12 protein-coding genes are annotated in these 13,648 nt (G+C 38.8%); 8 read left to right on the top strand and 4 right to left on the bottom strand.

The genetic code is table 11. The features are described from left to right. Positions 1-297 precede the first annotated feature (297 nt). The 5 genes from rnc to acpS all read left to right on the top strand — a co-directional run bounded on the left by rnc (position 298) and on the right by acpS (position 4,033). Positions 298-978 carry a ribonuclease III gene (gene rnc, locus PSF28_RS16225; protein ID WP_210837126.1) on the top strand — a complete coding sequence of 227 codons (681 nt, stop codon included), beginning with the start codon at positions 298-300 and terminating at the stop codon, positions 976-978. Further along, a complete protein-coding gene (gene era, locus PSF28_RS16220) occupies positions 975-1,883 on the top strand; it encodes a GTPase Era (RefSeq protein WP_272665920.1) in 909 nt (302 codons plus the stop codon). The genes rnc and era overlap by 4 nt, the downstream gene beginning before the upstream one ends. A gap of 11 nt (positions 1,884-1,894) precedes the next feature. Further along, positions 1,895-2,623 (top strand): DNA repair protein RecO, encoded by a 729-nt coding sequence (recO, locus tag PSF28_RS16215; protein WP_210837128.1) that lies wholly within the window; start codon positions 1,895-1,897, stop codon positions 2,621-2,623. A gap of 286 nt (positions 2,624-2,909) precedes the next feature. Continuing rightward, positions 2,910-3,641 (top strand): pyridoxine 5'-phosphate synthase, encoded by a 732-nt coding sequence (pdxJ, locus tag PSF28_RS16210; RefSeq protein WP_210837129.1) that lies wholly within the window; start codon positions 2,910-2,912, stop codon positions 3,639-3,641. After that, positions 3,641-4,033, top strand: coding sequence for a holo-ACP synthase (acpS, locus tag PSF28_RS16205; RefSeq protein WP_210837131.1), 393 nt, complete (start codon positions 3,641-3,643; stop codon positions 4,031-4,033). Before pdxJ ends, acpS begins: the two co-directional genes overlap by 1 nt. Positions 4,034-4,279: 246 nt before the next feature. On the opposite strand, the gene PSF28_RS16200 is transcribed toward acpS, so the two are convergent. The 3 genes from PSF28_RS16200 to PSF28_RS16190 form a co-directional block, all read right to left on the bottom strand. Continuing rightward, complete coding sequence (locus PSF28_RS16200; protein WP_272685345.1) at positions 4,280-4,726, bottom strand: hypothetical protein; 447 nt, start codon at positions 4,724-4,726, stop codon at positions 4,280-4,282. Between the two features lie 306 nt (positions 4,727-5,032). Next, positions 5,033-5,293, bottom strand: a complete 261-nt coding sequence (locus PSF28_RS16195; RefSeq protein WP_210840545.1) for a YfhL family 4Fe-4S dicluster ferredoxin — start codon at positions 5,291-5,293, stop codon at positions 5,033-5,035. 542 nt (positions 5,294-5,835) lie between these two features. Then, entirely contained in the window at positions 5,836-6,288 is a 453-nt protein-coding gene (locus PSF28_RS16190) for an XRE family transcriptional regulator (protein ID WP_272685344.1), read from the bottom strand. A 184-nt stretch (positions 6,289-6,472) separates the two neighbouring features. Between PSF28_RS16190 and leuE the strand changes: the two genes are divergently transcribed. Both leuE and tadA read left to right on the top strand, forming a co-directional pair. Beyond that, complete coding sequence (gene leuE, locus PSF28_RS16185; RefSeq protein WP_210840212.1) at positions 6,473-7,120, top strand: leucine efflux protein LeuE; 648 nt, start codon at positions 6,473-6,475, stop codon at positions 7,118-7,120. A gap of 96 nt (positions 7,121-7,216) precedes the next feature. Then, a complete protein-coding gene (gene tadA, locus PSF28_RS16180) occupies positions 7,217-7,699 on the top strand; it encodes a tRNA adenosine(34) deaminase TadA (protein ID WP_210840213.1) in 483 nt (160 codons plus the stop codon). 40 nt (positions 7,700-7,739) lie between these two features. Here the strand turns inward: tadA and mltF are convergent, their stop codons facing one another. Then, positions 7,740-9,404, bottom strand: coding sequence for a membrane-bound lytic murein transglycosylase MltF (gene mltF / locus PSF28_RS16175; RefSeq protein ID WP_272685343.1), 1,665 nt, complete (start codon positions 9,402-9,404; stop codon positions 7,740-7,742). A 270-nt stretch (positions 9,405-9,674) separates the two neighbouring features. Between mltF and purL the strand changes: the two genes are divergently transcribed. Beyond that, complete coding sequence (gene purL / locus PSF28_RS16170; protein ID WP_272685342.1) at positions 9,675-13,562, top strand: phosphoribosylformylglycinamidine synthase; 3,888 nt, start codon at positions 9,675-9,677, stop codon at positions 13,560-13,562. The last annotated feature ends 86 nt before the right edge of the window (positions 13,563-13,648 follow it).

Here is a 13,648-nt window from a genome sequence, read left to right as displayed (position 1 = left end):
TGGCTCTACTAGCCAAACGTTGAAAATGCGGGTTTTCGTTTGAAAATCCGCATTATCCGAAGCATTATTGTTTTACCCGGTGTACAATATAGATTAATTAATATTATTGGCTCCCCAATTATTAACTCTCCCATTTTAACTTATTGTAACTAATGAATTTTTATAATTAGTTCCACTGAGCTGTAAAATATATGGAAGGATAAGGAGTCAGTGCAAACGCAACAGTTTTGTAAAATAATGTATTTTACAGGTCTGTTGCGTGTGCTTTTTTATCAAATAAAAAATGGTTGGGCGCACATGAACCCCTCTTTATTAGAAAGATTACAGCGTAAGCTTGGTTATCAATTCAAACAGAATGAGTTATTAATTCAAGCATTGACGCATAGAAGTGCAAGTAGCAAACATAATGAGCGTCTAGAGTTTTTAGGTGACTCAATTTTGAGTTTTGTGATTGCAAATGACTTATACCACCGTTTTCCAAAAGTAGACGAGGGCGATATGAGTCGTATGCGAGCAACGCTTGTACGTGGAAATACATTAGCAGAAATCGCACGTGAATTTGAACTCGGTGAGTGTTTACGTTTAGGGCCGGGGGAATTAAAAAGCGGTGGTTTCCGTCGCGAATCTATCCTTGCTGATACTGTTGAAGCACTGATCGGTGGTATTTTTTTAGATAGTGATATCCAAACGATCGAAAGAATTATTTTAGATTGGTATCAAAGTAGACTGATTGAGATCAGTCCGGGTGATAAGCAAAAAGACCCGAAAACAAGGTTACAAGAATATCTGCAAGGGCGCCATTTGCCACTACCTAATTATTTGGTTGTTCAGGTTAAAGGCGAAGCTCACGATCAAGAATTTACGATCCACTGCCAAGTTAGTGGTATTGACCAACCTATTAATGGTGTTGGCTCAAGCCGTCGTAAAGCAGAGCAAGCAGCAGCAGAGCAAGCATTGAAAATTTTGGAGCTTGAATGAGTGAATTACAATCCCACTGTGGTTTCGTTGCCATAGTTGGACGGCCAAATGTTGGTAAATCGACATTATTGAATCAATTACTGGGGCAAAAAGTTTCGATTACTTCGAGAAAGCCACAGACGACTCGCCATCGTATTATGGGGATCCATACAGAAGATAATTACCAAATTATTTATGTTGATACCCCAGGACTTCATATTGAAGAAAAACGTGCAATTAACCGCTTAATGAACCGTGCTGCATCCAGTTCAATTGGTGATGTTGAATTAGTTATTTTTGTCGTTGAAGGGACTAATTGGACCGCTGATGATGAAATGGTATTGACCAAGTTATCTAGCTTACGTTGCCCTGTTATATTAGCAATTAACAAAATTGATAATGTGACTGATAAAACGATACTATTGCCTCATATCAGTATGATCAGTCAGAAAATGAATTTTTTAGATGTTGTTCCGATTAGTGCTGAAAAAGGTACTGGTGTGGATACAATTGCTAAAATTGTTAAACAGCATATCCCTGAAGCTGTACACCATTTTCCGGAAGATTACATTACTGACCGTTCGCAGCGTTTTATGGCGTCTGAAATTATCCGTGAAAAGCTGATGCGTTTCTTGGGTGATGAGCTGCCATATTCGGTGACGGTAGAAATTGAGCAATTTAAGGTGACAGAGTCAGGTATTTACCATATCAATGGCTTAATTCTTGTTGAGCGTGAAGGCCAAAAGAAAATGGTTATTGGTAACAAAGGTAGCAAATTAAAAACCATTGGTACCGAAGCGCGTATCGATATGGAAAGAATGTTTGATAACAAGGTGCACCTTGAGCTTTGGGTTAAAGTTAAATCAGGCTGGGCTGATGACGAAAGAGCATTACGTAGCCTAGGTTATGTTGACGACCTAAAATAGTAGGTGGCAAAGTGAGTGGTTGGCAGCGTGCGTTTGTACTCCATTCAAGGCCTTACAGTGAGACGAGTTTATTGCTCGATTTCTTTACTGAAGGCGAGGGGAAAATACGTTTACTCGCAAAAGGCGCTCGTCGTAATCGCTCACCATTAAGGGGCTGCTTACAGCCCTTCACACCTTTGCTAATCCGTTGGGGAGGCAAAGGTGAAATCAAAACCTTAATTAATGCAGACCCGGTTTCTTTAGCCCTCCCTTTAACAGGAACCGTTCTATATAGCGGTTTATACCTTAATGAATTAACCGCGCGTGTATTAGAATTTGGTACACCGTATTCTGCACTATTTTTTGATTATCTCTCCTGCTTACAAATCCTTGCTGCAAGTGAGCACACTCCTGAATTTGCCTTGCGTCGCTTTGAGCTAGCTTTGCTTTCTTACCTTGGTTATGGTGTCGATTTTTTACATTGTGCTGGTAGTGGAGAACCTGTTGCTGACACAATGACTTACCGGTATAGAGAAGAAAAAGGGTTTATTGGCAGTTTGGTTATTGACCAACTTAGTTTTACAGGTAAACAGCTTAAAGCACTGGCGAGTCGCGAATTTCCTGATGCGGATACGCTTAAAGCAGCAAAACGTTTTACTCGACTTGCTTTAAAGCCTTATTTAGGTGGAAAACCTTTAAAAAGCCGAGAATTATTTCGCCAGTTTACTTATTCGCCAGTTGCGCAGAACAAACAGAGTTGAAATTGTTTTTAATTTTATTTTTACCTAGTTTGTTATACAGCTAATACCACTATATATTTCTGTCTCATGTATCTTTTTAGCTGAACTGGCTTTATCAAACAATATATTTTTTTGTCGATATAAAATCTTACGAAGCGCTTCGCAAAAATAAAATACAACTGCTGAAATAGGGTATGTATATTGGAATTTGCTTCGAATGATGAGAGATTTATTCCCTCAACACAGGAAATTACAGTAGGATAGTAGGTAGATGAGTTTATTAGCGTTTACTAATGGGGAATAAAAAATGGCAGAGCTTTTGTTAGGCGTAAATATCGACCATATTGCAACGGTTAGAAATGCAAGAGGAACCCAATACCCTGATCCAGTACAAGCTGCGTTCGTTGCAGAACAAGCGGGAGCTGATGGTATCACCATTCATTTACGTGAAGACCGCCGTCATATTACGGATAGAGATGTCACATTGCTAAATGAAACCATTCAAACTCGAATGAATCTTGAAATGGCGGTGACGGATGAAATGGTAGAGATTGCTTGTCGTATTAAGCCTACATTCTGCTGTTTAGTACCTGAAAAACGAGAGGAAGTGACAACGGAAGGCGGCTTAGATGTTGCAGGGCAAAAACAGAAAGTTGCAGATGCTGTTAAACGCCTCACGGAAGCGGGTATTTTAGTTTCATTGTTTATTGATGCAGACCACGCACAAATTGATGCTGCGCAAGAGTGTGGTGCTCCCTTTATTGAAATCCACACAGGAGCTTATGCAGACGCTAAAACAGAACAGGAGCAAGAACTTGAGTTTCGCCGTATTCATGATGGCGTTATATATGCGGCGAGTAAAGGAATTAAAGTCAATGCAGGTCATGGCTTAACCTATCATAACGTTCAACGTATTGCACAGTTGCCTGAAATTTATGAGCTTAACATTGGTCATGCAATTATTGGCCGAGCATTGTTCAGTGGGTTAGCTCAAGCCGTTGCTGATATGAAAAAAATTCTGTTGGAAGCGCGCAAATAATGGCAATTGTAGGGTTAGGCACAGATATTGTGGAAATTGCTCGTATTGAATCTGTGATTGAACGTACAGGTGACAGCCTTGCGAAACGAATTCTAACGGAGGCTGAGTTAGTCCAGTACCAACAACAATCAAAACCAGCCCGTTTTTTAGCAAAACGCTTTGCAGTTAAAGAAGCCGCAGCAAAAGCATTAGGCACAGGGATCCGCAATGGCCTTGCGTTTAACCAATTTGAAGTTACTAATGACAAGCTTGGGAAACCGTTATTGAGTTTAAGTGATGAGGCATTAAAGTTGGCTAATTGTATACATGCAACGCACTTTCATGTTTCGATAACCGATGAGCGGCATTATGCGGTAGCTACCGTGATAATTGAAAGTACTATAAAGAATTAAAGTATTTCTAATCAGTAGAAAAATATAGGTTATTTACTGCTTGCTTGATTAGCCAATAAATAACCTATTAAAATAAAGGATATATTATCCTAAATAAAAGTAAAATATTGTTTGTAAGTTAAATATCTATGCTTAAGTTATGTAATAAAATAGTTTATCAATTAGTTAATAGAAAAACTGGCTGGATAATAATGCATCGCTTTGTAATTACTCTAATTAAAAACTATTTTCCATGGTGAAATTATATTATTCTTTTACGAATTTTCTAATTTCCCATTCTAAAGTTCGCTGAGATTGTTCGTAAAAGTAGAAAAAGCCATTTGCAGCATAAATTGCGGTTCCTTGCTTAGATTTTCTTTTATAGCCAAGAGAGTCAAATAGTTTTATAGAACCATTTGCATAAATAGTAAATATATCTAATCTAGACTCAGTGGTATTTGTACATATAAGGAATTGTTTACCTTGATTAGGTTCATAAACTACTTGGAGGTCATCATGGAAAGTATCTAACACTCCATCTTGCACAAGATTTTTAAGATCTATTCTTCCATCTTTTGTTATTTCATAAATAACAAAAGACTTGTTCTTAGCTATACCAATAAAGTAATTATAGTCTTTTACAGTATAAACTAAGCTTGTAGTGTAATAATCATTAAATTTACTTTTTTGAACACTTTCATTTGATTTGGTCATAATATCCCTCTTTGTAAATTGGTAAAAATGAGGGGTTAATGTATCAAGAAATATTGATTTTAATAATAACAAATATTATCAAAATATAATGTTAATTATTATCTTTATTGAAAAATTCATTTTAATAAAATGCATAGTATGGAGATATTTATTGTTTTTGTTATTAAATATTGGCAATTAATTGTATAAAATAAAATTTATACAATTTTAAGCTGATAAGAATCCATCATAGGAAGTAAAATATCGCTAAAGATCATTGTGTCATATCTTTTCATAATGACGAATTCTTAACATAATATTAGAAATTTAAATTTTGTCTGCGTGGTGAATCATGACAAATTTATCCCATAGTTGCTCTTGGCTTTCGATATGATTGGGATCAATAATGATAGTATTGTTTATGGGACATACTGATTGGCAGGTAGGCTTATCATAGTGCCCTACACATTCAGTGCATAGGTTTGAGTCAATCTCATAAATTTCGTTACCCATAAAAATGGCATCATTTGGGCATTCAGGTTCACACATATCGCAATTGATACAGCGTTTTGTAATTAATAAAGACATATCAGTGACTTATACTCTGCTAAGTTAAAAAATAGTAACTTATACCTTGCACCTATTCGTTACTTCTATTCGATTCTTGTGTTTTTATGCAACCATTTTACATTGAAAAGCTTGAAAAAGTAATACTAAATTACAATACTTATTTTTTATATTGTTTAAATGTAAGCTTTATTTAAGTTTATTTTTATGCAGAATGGTTATTTTTCTATGAAAAAATAGAAATTTGCAAAAGAAGTTGTGTAGTTAAATCTATGAAAATGAACCGTTTGATATTATTAAAGGATTTTTATTGTTCTTTGACTGTGGGTTTTATTCTCAATAAAATCTGGAATATATTTTTAATGGAAAGATTTTTATTTAAAAATATATTGAAAGTGATTTTTTTAGCTAAAATTTGAATGTTAATTGTACTGTTTATCCACTAGTAAATAATCCGTTATTTTTCGGTTTTTATGGTGAAATATGATTGTTTATATCAATAAGGGCCTTTTAATCAGACCCTTATCCATTTTAAATTTTAACCTAAATATAATTCGGTGTTATTATTCCTCTATTGAATAGCTATGGATTTTCCAGTTTTTATCTTTTTCTGCTTGGCTATATATATGAATAAGACCATTAGCGACATAAAGCGTTGCTGATTGAATTGTATCTCCAACGTTGAAGTTATCAATATAGATCGGTTGTATACCTGCTTTATCATCTATTTGGTACAATTCGACAATTTTTTCATTTAAATTATATCCATATAAGTACTGTTTATTTTTTGCAGAATCATAGAATGCTTGAATATTACTAAGGTAGGATTTTAGTTTCCCTTTTTGTACTGGTGCATTCGGGTCAACTTTACCATTATCTGCCATAGAATATACAACGTAAGTTTTATCTTTTGAGTGACCTAAAAAGTAATTACGTTTAGCGGCACTAAAAGTCATCGTTGTTGGATAGAAATCTTCGAATGCACCATTTTGTACTAAGGTTCTAATAATAAGCATATATTTATTCCTTTTGTTGTTAATAATGAATAACAATGTGATTGCCTAGTAATCATAAATAAATAAGTTTGATTTAAAATAATCTTTATTATTAGTTCATTTCATATATCTAATTAATTGAATAAATATTCACAAAGAGTGAAAGTTATGATAAAAATAATAAAAAAGATAAAGGGTCAAAAATATGTTCGAAAATCTTGGTGTCCTTAACTTCTGGACTTATTTGGCAGGGTTAGTTTTAATCATTATTGTACCAGGACCTAACTCATTATATGTATTAAAAACAAGTACATCGAGTGGCACTCGGTTTGGTTACCGAGCTGCTCTAGGGGTATTTACTGGAGATGCAATATTAATTTTCCTGTCATTTATCGGTGTCGCTTCAGTGATTAAAGCATCTCCAACATTATTTATGATAGTTCGCTATTTAGGTGCGGCTTATCTACTATATTTAGGCGGTAAGATTTTATATAGCACATTTATGCGTAAAAAATCGAAACCAGACGGCATTGACGCTATCCCAATTAAAACAGAAAAACACTTTACTCGTGCCCTAGTGCTGAGCTTAACAAACCCGAAAGCAATTTTATTTTATATTTCTTTCTTTATACAATTTGTTGACTTTAATTACTCACATGCATGGGTACCTTACCTTGTACTTGCGACGATTTTAGAATTAGTGAGTTTTTTATACCTGAGCTTATTGATTTTTAGTGGCTATTTGATTGCGCGTTTTTTGCGTGAAAAACAACTCCTTGCAAAGCTTGGAAATTGTACGGTAGGCGCCTTCTTTATGGGGTTTGCAGCTAAATTAGCGATTTTTAGCAATTAAAATTAGGTTGCTATTACAGAGATAAAAGCATTTTAATTGCGGTCATTCTGACATTTGAGGATAATCCCGTGTAAAACGCATTGACCAGAGGTAAGAGTGACGCAAATAGAAATTGATGAATATTGGATGCAACAAGCCATTGAACTTGCGCTAAAAGCGCAAGATCTCGGCGAAATTCCTGTTGGCGCGGTCTTAGTTAAAGACAATCGTTTAATTGCTTCAGGCTGGAATCGTTCTATTATTGACCATAATCCAACAGCACATGCTGAAATTATGGCTCTGCAACAAGCAGGGCAAGTGTTGTCAAATTATCGGCTATTGGATACCACATTATATGTAACATTAGAGCCTTGCATTATGTGTGCAGGCGCAATGATCCACAGCCGTATTAATCGTGTCGTTTATGGTGCTAAGGATTTTAAAACTGGCGCTTGTGGTTCCTACCTAGATATTATGGGGCAAGCAGGGCTAAATCATTATGTGGATGTGACTGGTGGTGTTCTAGAAGATCAATGTTCTTCAATGCTGAGTGCTTTTTTTAAATTGCGTAGAGCGCAAAAAAAAGAACAAAAGCGCTAACACAGTAAAATTTAGCGCATTTATTTCATTTCAGTATGATTTATAGCGGGTTTTCAGGTGCTTCTGGTGGCGAGATAGGTGTTTCATCATCGGCCTCATCGGTATTTTGTGATGGGTGTAATGAAAGTAAATATTTTCCTAGTGGCAGCCTTTTTTCATCAAGAGTTTTAGATGGCTGCGCCGCAGAACTCATTTTCCCTAGGTTGGTTACACTAACTTTGTCAGGAATAGGGGACTGATTTTGCATTGCTTGAGATTCAGTTGTGGTATGGTTCTCAGGAGAAATCAAATAAATAAGTGACTTTTGTGCGATATCAAGTGCATGCTGCTTTCTTTCTTGGCTTTGTAAGTAACCCACTAAACTTTGATGATAACGACGAATATTCTCAACATAACGATAAGCTTCGTGGCCACGTGCATAACCATAAGTGAGTTGTGAGTAATATTTTTTCTGCGTCAATAAAGGTAAACGGGCTTTTACATCTAACCACCGGTTAGGGTCTCCGCCTAACATTTCAGTTAATTTACGGACATCCTGCATATGCCCATAGCCCATATTATAGGCGGAAAGGGCAAACCAGATACGGTCATCCTCTTCGATGGTTTCAGGTAAACGCTCCATTATATAAGCAATATAAGCGGCGCCGCCCTTTATGCTTTCTTCCGGGTCTAACCTATCCACAATACCCATTGTTGTTGCGGTTGGCTTTGTTAGCATCATTAGCCCGCGTACCCCTGTAGGCGAGGTCGCTAAAGGATCCCAATGGGACTCTTGCCATGCAATAGCCGCTAATAATTTCCAGTCAATTACCTGAGCATATTTTTCAAATAGAGGTTGATACTCGGGGAGTTTATTATCAATGGCTTTAATAAATGCCATTGTGTCGAAATAATCGAAAGACTCTACATGGCTGAAATATTTTTCATTAAGACGTGCAAGTAATTCGCTTTCATGGCTAATGTTGAAGAAATCAAGCAACGCAGCATCTAAACTGTTTTCTTTACTACGACGCATGTACCAAGTAACAGCATGATCATCCAATAAATCAAAAGCAACCGCTAATTGCGGGTGAATACGTTGCTGTAGTGCAACTGCAATAGAGTCTTCTAATGTGTAGTCAACCTCACCATCGGCAACCATTTCAAGGATTTGATTAGTATTGTATTTTGAGGTTTCTTCCCATTTTAGGTTTGGGTATTCTTTAGCGAGCTCTTTCAAGGTACTTGCATGCGCCGTACCCGCCGTCACCAATAATTTACCATTTATTTCATTGAAGTTTTTGGGGCGATTTGTTCCTTTGCGATAGATGAGTTGTTGAGTGACATTGAGATAACTTGGACCTGTTTTCGTTTTAGCTAAACGGTCTTTGTTATACAGTAAACCCGCAACCGCGATATCGGCATCGCCATTTTCAAGGTCATCAAATATTTGCTCGAATGTTGGGCGAATGGTTATCTTGAGTTTAACTCCTAAGTATGAGGCAAAGCCTTGAGCTAGCTCGTAGTCGAACCCACGCAGCTGTTTTTGCTCATCAATATAGATAAGTGGCGAGCTAACGGCACTAATACGTAATTCACCTTGAGAAATAATTTTATTAATTTGTGAATTCTGCGTATTGGGCCATCGGACGTTAAAACCGATGACCATAGTTGCTAGTAGCGCGATGACCACGATAATTAAATAGTTAACTTTTAAGTTATTCAAATAATAGTTTCTCGTGCATTGACTGGTGCTGTATGTCCATAAAAGAGTATGGCTAAGTAATGGTTATAATTCCAGTAGTCGGCTATTTTGCTCAACATTTAGGAACGGTGCAACCTATATTATCGTATTTAGCACAGAATAATATTTAACTAATCGCTTCATTTTTAATCACGCAAACGGTTTCGTATTGATGAACATTGCTTTATAATGTGTTCCGGTTTCCCTGCTTTCATGTTCAGGGCTGGCGTTTAAAAGAGAGAAATTAAGACGATGGAAATTTTGCGTGGTTCACCTGCTCTATCAGCATTTCGTATTACCCGCCTTTTGGCGCTGTTTGTAGAAAAACAGCTTCCTGTCACGGATATCTATGCTGAATATATGCACTTTGCTGAATTATCAGCGCCGTTGAGTGATAGTGAGCAAGGCAAACTGAGCAGTTTGTTAAAGTATGGTCCTTCTCTGGCTGAGCATGACCCATTTGGTAAGCTTATTTTAGTCACTCCTCGTCCAGGAACTATCTCTCCGTGGTCTTCAAAAGCCACCGATATTGCACATAACTGTGGCCTTGGCCAAGTAAAGCGTATTGAACGTGGTATTGCTTATTATGTTCAAGGTGATGCATTGACCCAAGAACAGTGGCATGAAGTGATCGCCATTTTGCATGATCGCATGATGGAAAGCATTTTCTCTTCTTTTGAACAAGCGAGCGCACTGTTTGTGCAGCAACAGCCGGCACCAATGAAATCTATTGATGTGATTACGGGTGGTCGACTTGCATTGGAAACAGCAAACAGGGAAATGGGCCTAGCGTTGGCTGATGACGAAATTGATTACCTGTTAGAGGCGTTTACGGGGTTAAAACGTAATCCAACGGATGTTGAGCTCTATATGTTTGCGCAAGCGAACTCTGAACATTGCCGCCACAAAATCTTTAATGCAGACTGGGTGATTGATGGTGAAGAACAACCTAAATCACTGTTTAAAATGATTAAAAATACGTTTGAAAAAACACCTGACTATGTTTTATCTGCTTATAAAGATAATGCTGCAGTTATGGAAGGTTCGTCTGTTGGCCGCTTTTTTCCTGAACCTCAAGGACGTACATACCGCTACCACCAAGAAGATGCTCATATCTTAATGAAGGTGGAAACTCATAACCATCCAACAGCGATTTCACCTTGGCCAGGAGCAGCAACAGGCTCTGGCGGTGAAATTCGTGATGAAGGCGCAACAGGGCGCGGCGCGAAGCCAAAAGCCGGTTTAGTCGGTTTTTCTGTTTCTAACTTACGCATTCCTGGTTTTGAACAGCCTTGGGAAGAAGATTTTGGTAAACCAGAGCGCATTGTGACGGCTTTGGATATTATGATGGAAGGGCCATTAGGCGGTGCAGCATTTAATAATGAATTTGGTCGCCCTGCGTTATTAGGCTATTTCCGTACCTATGAAGAAAAGGTCAATAGCCACAATGGTGAAGAGCTTCGCGGCTATCATAAACCGATTATGTTAGCAGGCGGCATAGGAAACATTCGTGCGGACCACGTGCAAAAAGGTGAAATTACGGTCGGTGCCAAACTCATTGTACTGGGTGGCCCTTCGATGAATATCGGGCTAGGTGGTGGAGCCGCGTCATCAATGGCATCTGGTCAATCAGACGCAGATCTCGATTTTGCTTCGGTACAACGTGATAACGCAGAGATGGAACGCCGTTGCCAAGAAGTGATCGATAGTTGCTGGCAGCTTGGTGATGATAACCCTATCTTATTTATCCACGATGTGGGTGCGGGGGGTTTATCGAACGCAATGCCAGAATTGGTGAGTGATGGAGGCCGTGGTGGACGTTTTGAGTTACGTAAAATACTGAATGATGAGCCGGGAATGAGCCCTCTGGAGGTTTGGTGTAATGAGTCACAAGAACGTTATGTGATGGCGGTTTCACCTGAACAGCTTCCTGTCTTTACGGCGATTTGTGAACGTGAACGTGCACCGTTTGCCGTGATCGGGGAAGCCACTGAAGAGCGTCATTTAATATTGAATGATGAACATTTTGCTAACCAACCTATTGATATGCCTCTGGATGTTTTACTAGGTAAAACACCAAAAATGCTGCGTGATGTAACAACATTAAAGGCAGAGCCTGATTCATTAGATAGAACAGCGATCAATTTAAATGAAGCGGTTAAACGTGTTCTACATTTACCTGCAGTTGCTGAAAAAACATTCTTAATTACCATTGGTGACCGCACCGTTACAGGTATGGTTGCACGTGATCAAATGGTTGGCCCATGGCAAATTCCTGTTGCTGACTGCGCGGTCACTACCGCTAGCTTAGATAGCTACTATGGGGAATCCATGTCAATTGGTGAAAGAACACCGGTGGCATTAGTGGACTTTGCTGCATCAGCACGAATGGCAGTGGGGGAAGCATTAACTAATATCGCATGTTCTTATGTGCAAGATTTAAAACGCGTTAAATTGTCGGCTAACTGGATGGCAGCGGCGGGGCACCCTGGTGAAGATGCGGGTCTATATGAAGCGGTTAAAGCGGTAGGAGAAGAACTGTGTCCTGCATTAGGTTTAACTATCCCAGTTGGTAAAGACTCCATGTCAATGAAAACGCGTTGGCAGCAAGATGGCGAAGAACGCGAAATGACCTCGCCACTTTCTTTGGTGATTAGTGCATTTGGCCGTGTTGAAGATGTTCGCTTAACAGTGACACCTGAATTAAAAGTAACTAATGATAATGCCTTGTTATTAATTGACCTTGGGCAGGGCAATAATGCGCTGGGTGGTTCTGCACTTGCACAAGTTTATCGCCAATTAGGCAACAAAGCACCGGATGTACGTAGTTCGGAGCAGCTGTTAGGTTTCTTTAATACTATTCAGAAGTTGTTATCAGAGCAAAAACTTCTAGCCTACCATGACCGTTCAGATGGTGGTTTATTCGTCACTTTAGTGGAAATGGCTTTTGCGGGTCATTGCGGTATTAATGTTGATATCAGCTCTTTTGATGAAGACACACTTGCAGCGTTATTTAACGAAGAGTTAGGGGCAGTCATTCAAATTAATGAAGCCGATAGGGCGCATGTAGCAGAATGTTTCGAACAAGCGGGGCTTGCAGGTTGCGTTCATTATTTAGGTTCTGCAATACATGATGACGCCGTGATTATTAATAGTCGAGATACGGTTGTATATCGTGAATCACGTAGTTTATTGCGTCAATGGTGGGCTGAGACCACTTGGCAAATGCAACGCCTGCGTGATAACGAAGTGTGTGCAGATGAAGAACACACCATGAAACAAGATAACCAAGACCCTGGTTTGAATGTGAAACTGACGTATGACATTGAAGAAGACATCGCAGCGCCGTTTATATTATCCGGCGTGCGCCCTAAAGTGGCTGTTTTACGCGAACAAGGCGTGAACTCGCATGTGGAAATGGCCGCTGCTTTTGACCGTGCTGGTTTTGATGCGGTTGATGTGCACATGAGTGATTTACTTGCAGGTAACTTGTCTTTGGAACAATTCCAAACATTGGTGGCTTGTGGTGGTTTCTCTTATGGGGACGTATTAGGTGCGGGTGAAGGTTGGGCAAAATCTATTTTATTCAATAATAAAGTTCGTGATGAATTTGCTGCGTTCTTTAACCGCCCAGACACCTTATCTCTTGGGGTGTGTAATGGTTGCCAGATGATGTCGAACTTACATGATCTGATCCCAGGCGCAGAATTCTGGCCTCGCTTTGTGCGTAACCGTTCAGAGCGTTTTGAAGCGCGCTTTAGCTTAGTTGAAATTGCGAATAGCCCATCGTTATTACTGCAAGATATGGCAGGCTCTCGTATGCCTATTGCCGTTTCTCATGGTGAAGGACAAGTGGAAACACGTGCAGCTGCACATTTACAGCAACTGGAAGATTACGGGTTGGTGGCGATGCGTTTCGTGAATAACTATGGTCAAGTGACTGAGCAATATCCAGCTAACCCGAATGGGTCAGTTAATGGTATTACTTCTGTGACATCGAAAGACGGCCGTGCAACGATTATGATGCCTCATCCTGAGCGTGTTTTCCGTACGGTAAGTAATTCATGGCACCCAGAGAATTGGGGGGAAGACAGCCCATGGATGCGTATTTTCCGTAATGCACGTAAACAATTAGATTAATGAGTATTTTAATAAATTAGCCGCTGAGCTAAATTGAATGCAAGCACGCTATCGTTAGGTATAAAACTAAAACGATAGCGTGCTTT

It is taken from the genome of Providencia sp. PROV130 (genome assembly GCF_028482225.1).
Lineage (GTDB): Bacteria > Pseudomonadota > Gammaproteobacteria > Enterobacterales > Enterobacteriaceae > Providencia > Providencia rettgeri.
The sequence above is the reverse complement of the archived record's forward strand: the minus strand, read 5'-3'. Positions and strand labels throughout refer to the sequence as shown.

What these genes read in the sequence shown, in the direction of transcription:
- era (WP_272665920.1), top strand. Translation starts at nt 975, where the DNA reads ATGAGTGAATTACAATCCCACTGTGGTTTCGTTGCCATAGTTGGACGG.
- PSF28_RS16195 (WP_210840545.1), bottom strand. Translation starts at nt 5,293, where the DNA reads ATGTCTTTATTAATTACAAAACGCTGTATCAATTGCGATATGTGTGAA.
- leuE (WP_210840212.1), top strand. Translation starts at nt 6,473, where the DNA reads ATGTTCGAAAATCTTGGTGTCCTTAACTTCTGGACTTATTTGGCAGGG.
- PSF28_RS16190 (WP_272685344.1), bottom strand. Translation starts at nt 6,288, where the DNA reads ATGCTTATTATTAGAACCTTAGTACAAAATGGTGCATTCGAAGATTTC.
- PSF28_RS16200 (WP_272685345.1), bottom strand. Translation starts at nt 4,726, where the DNA reads ATGACCAAATCAAATGAAAGTGTTCAAAAAAGTAAATTTAATGATTAT.
- pdxJ (WP_210837129.1), top strand. Translation starts at nt 2,910, where the DNA reads ATGGCAGAGCTTTTGTTAGGCGTAAATATCGACCATATTGCAACGGTT.
- acpS (WP_210837131.1), top strand. Translation starts at nt 3,641, where the DNA reads ATGGCAATTGTAGGGTTAGGCACAGATATTGTGGAAATTGCTCGTATT.
- rnc (WP_210837126.1), top strand. Translation starts at nt 298, where the DNA reads ATGAACCCCTCTTTATTAGAAAGATTACAGCGTAAGCTTGGTTATCAA.
- purL (WP_272685342.1), top strand. Translation starts at nt 9,675, where the DNA reads ATGGAAATTTTGCGTGGTTCACCTGCTCTATCAGCATTTCGTATTACC.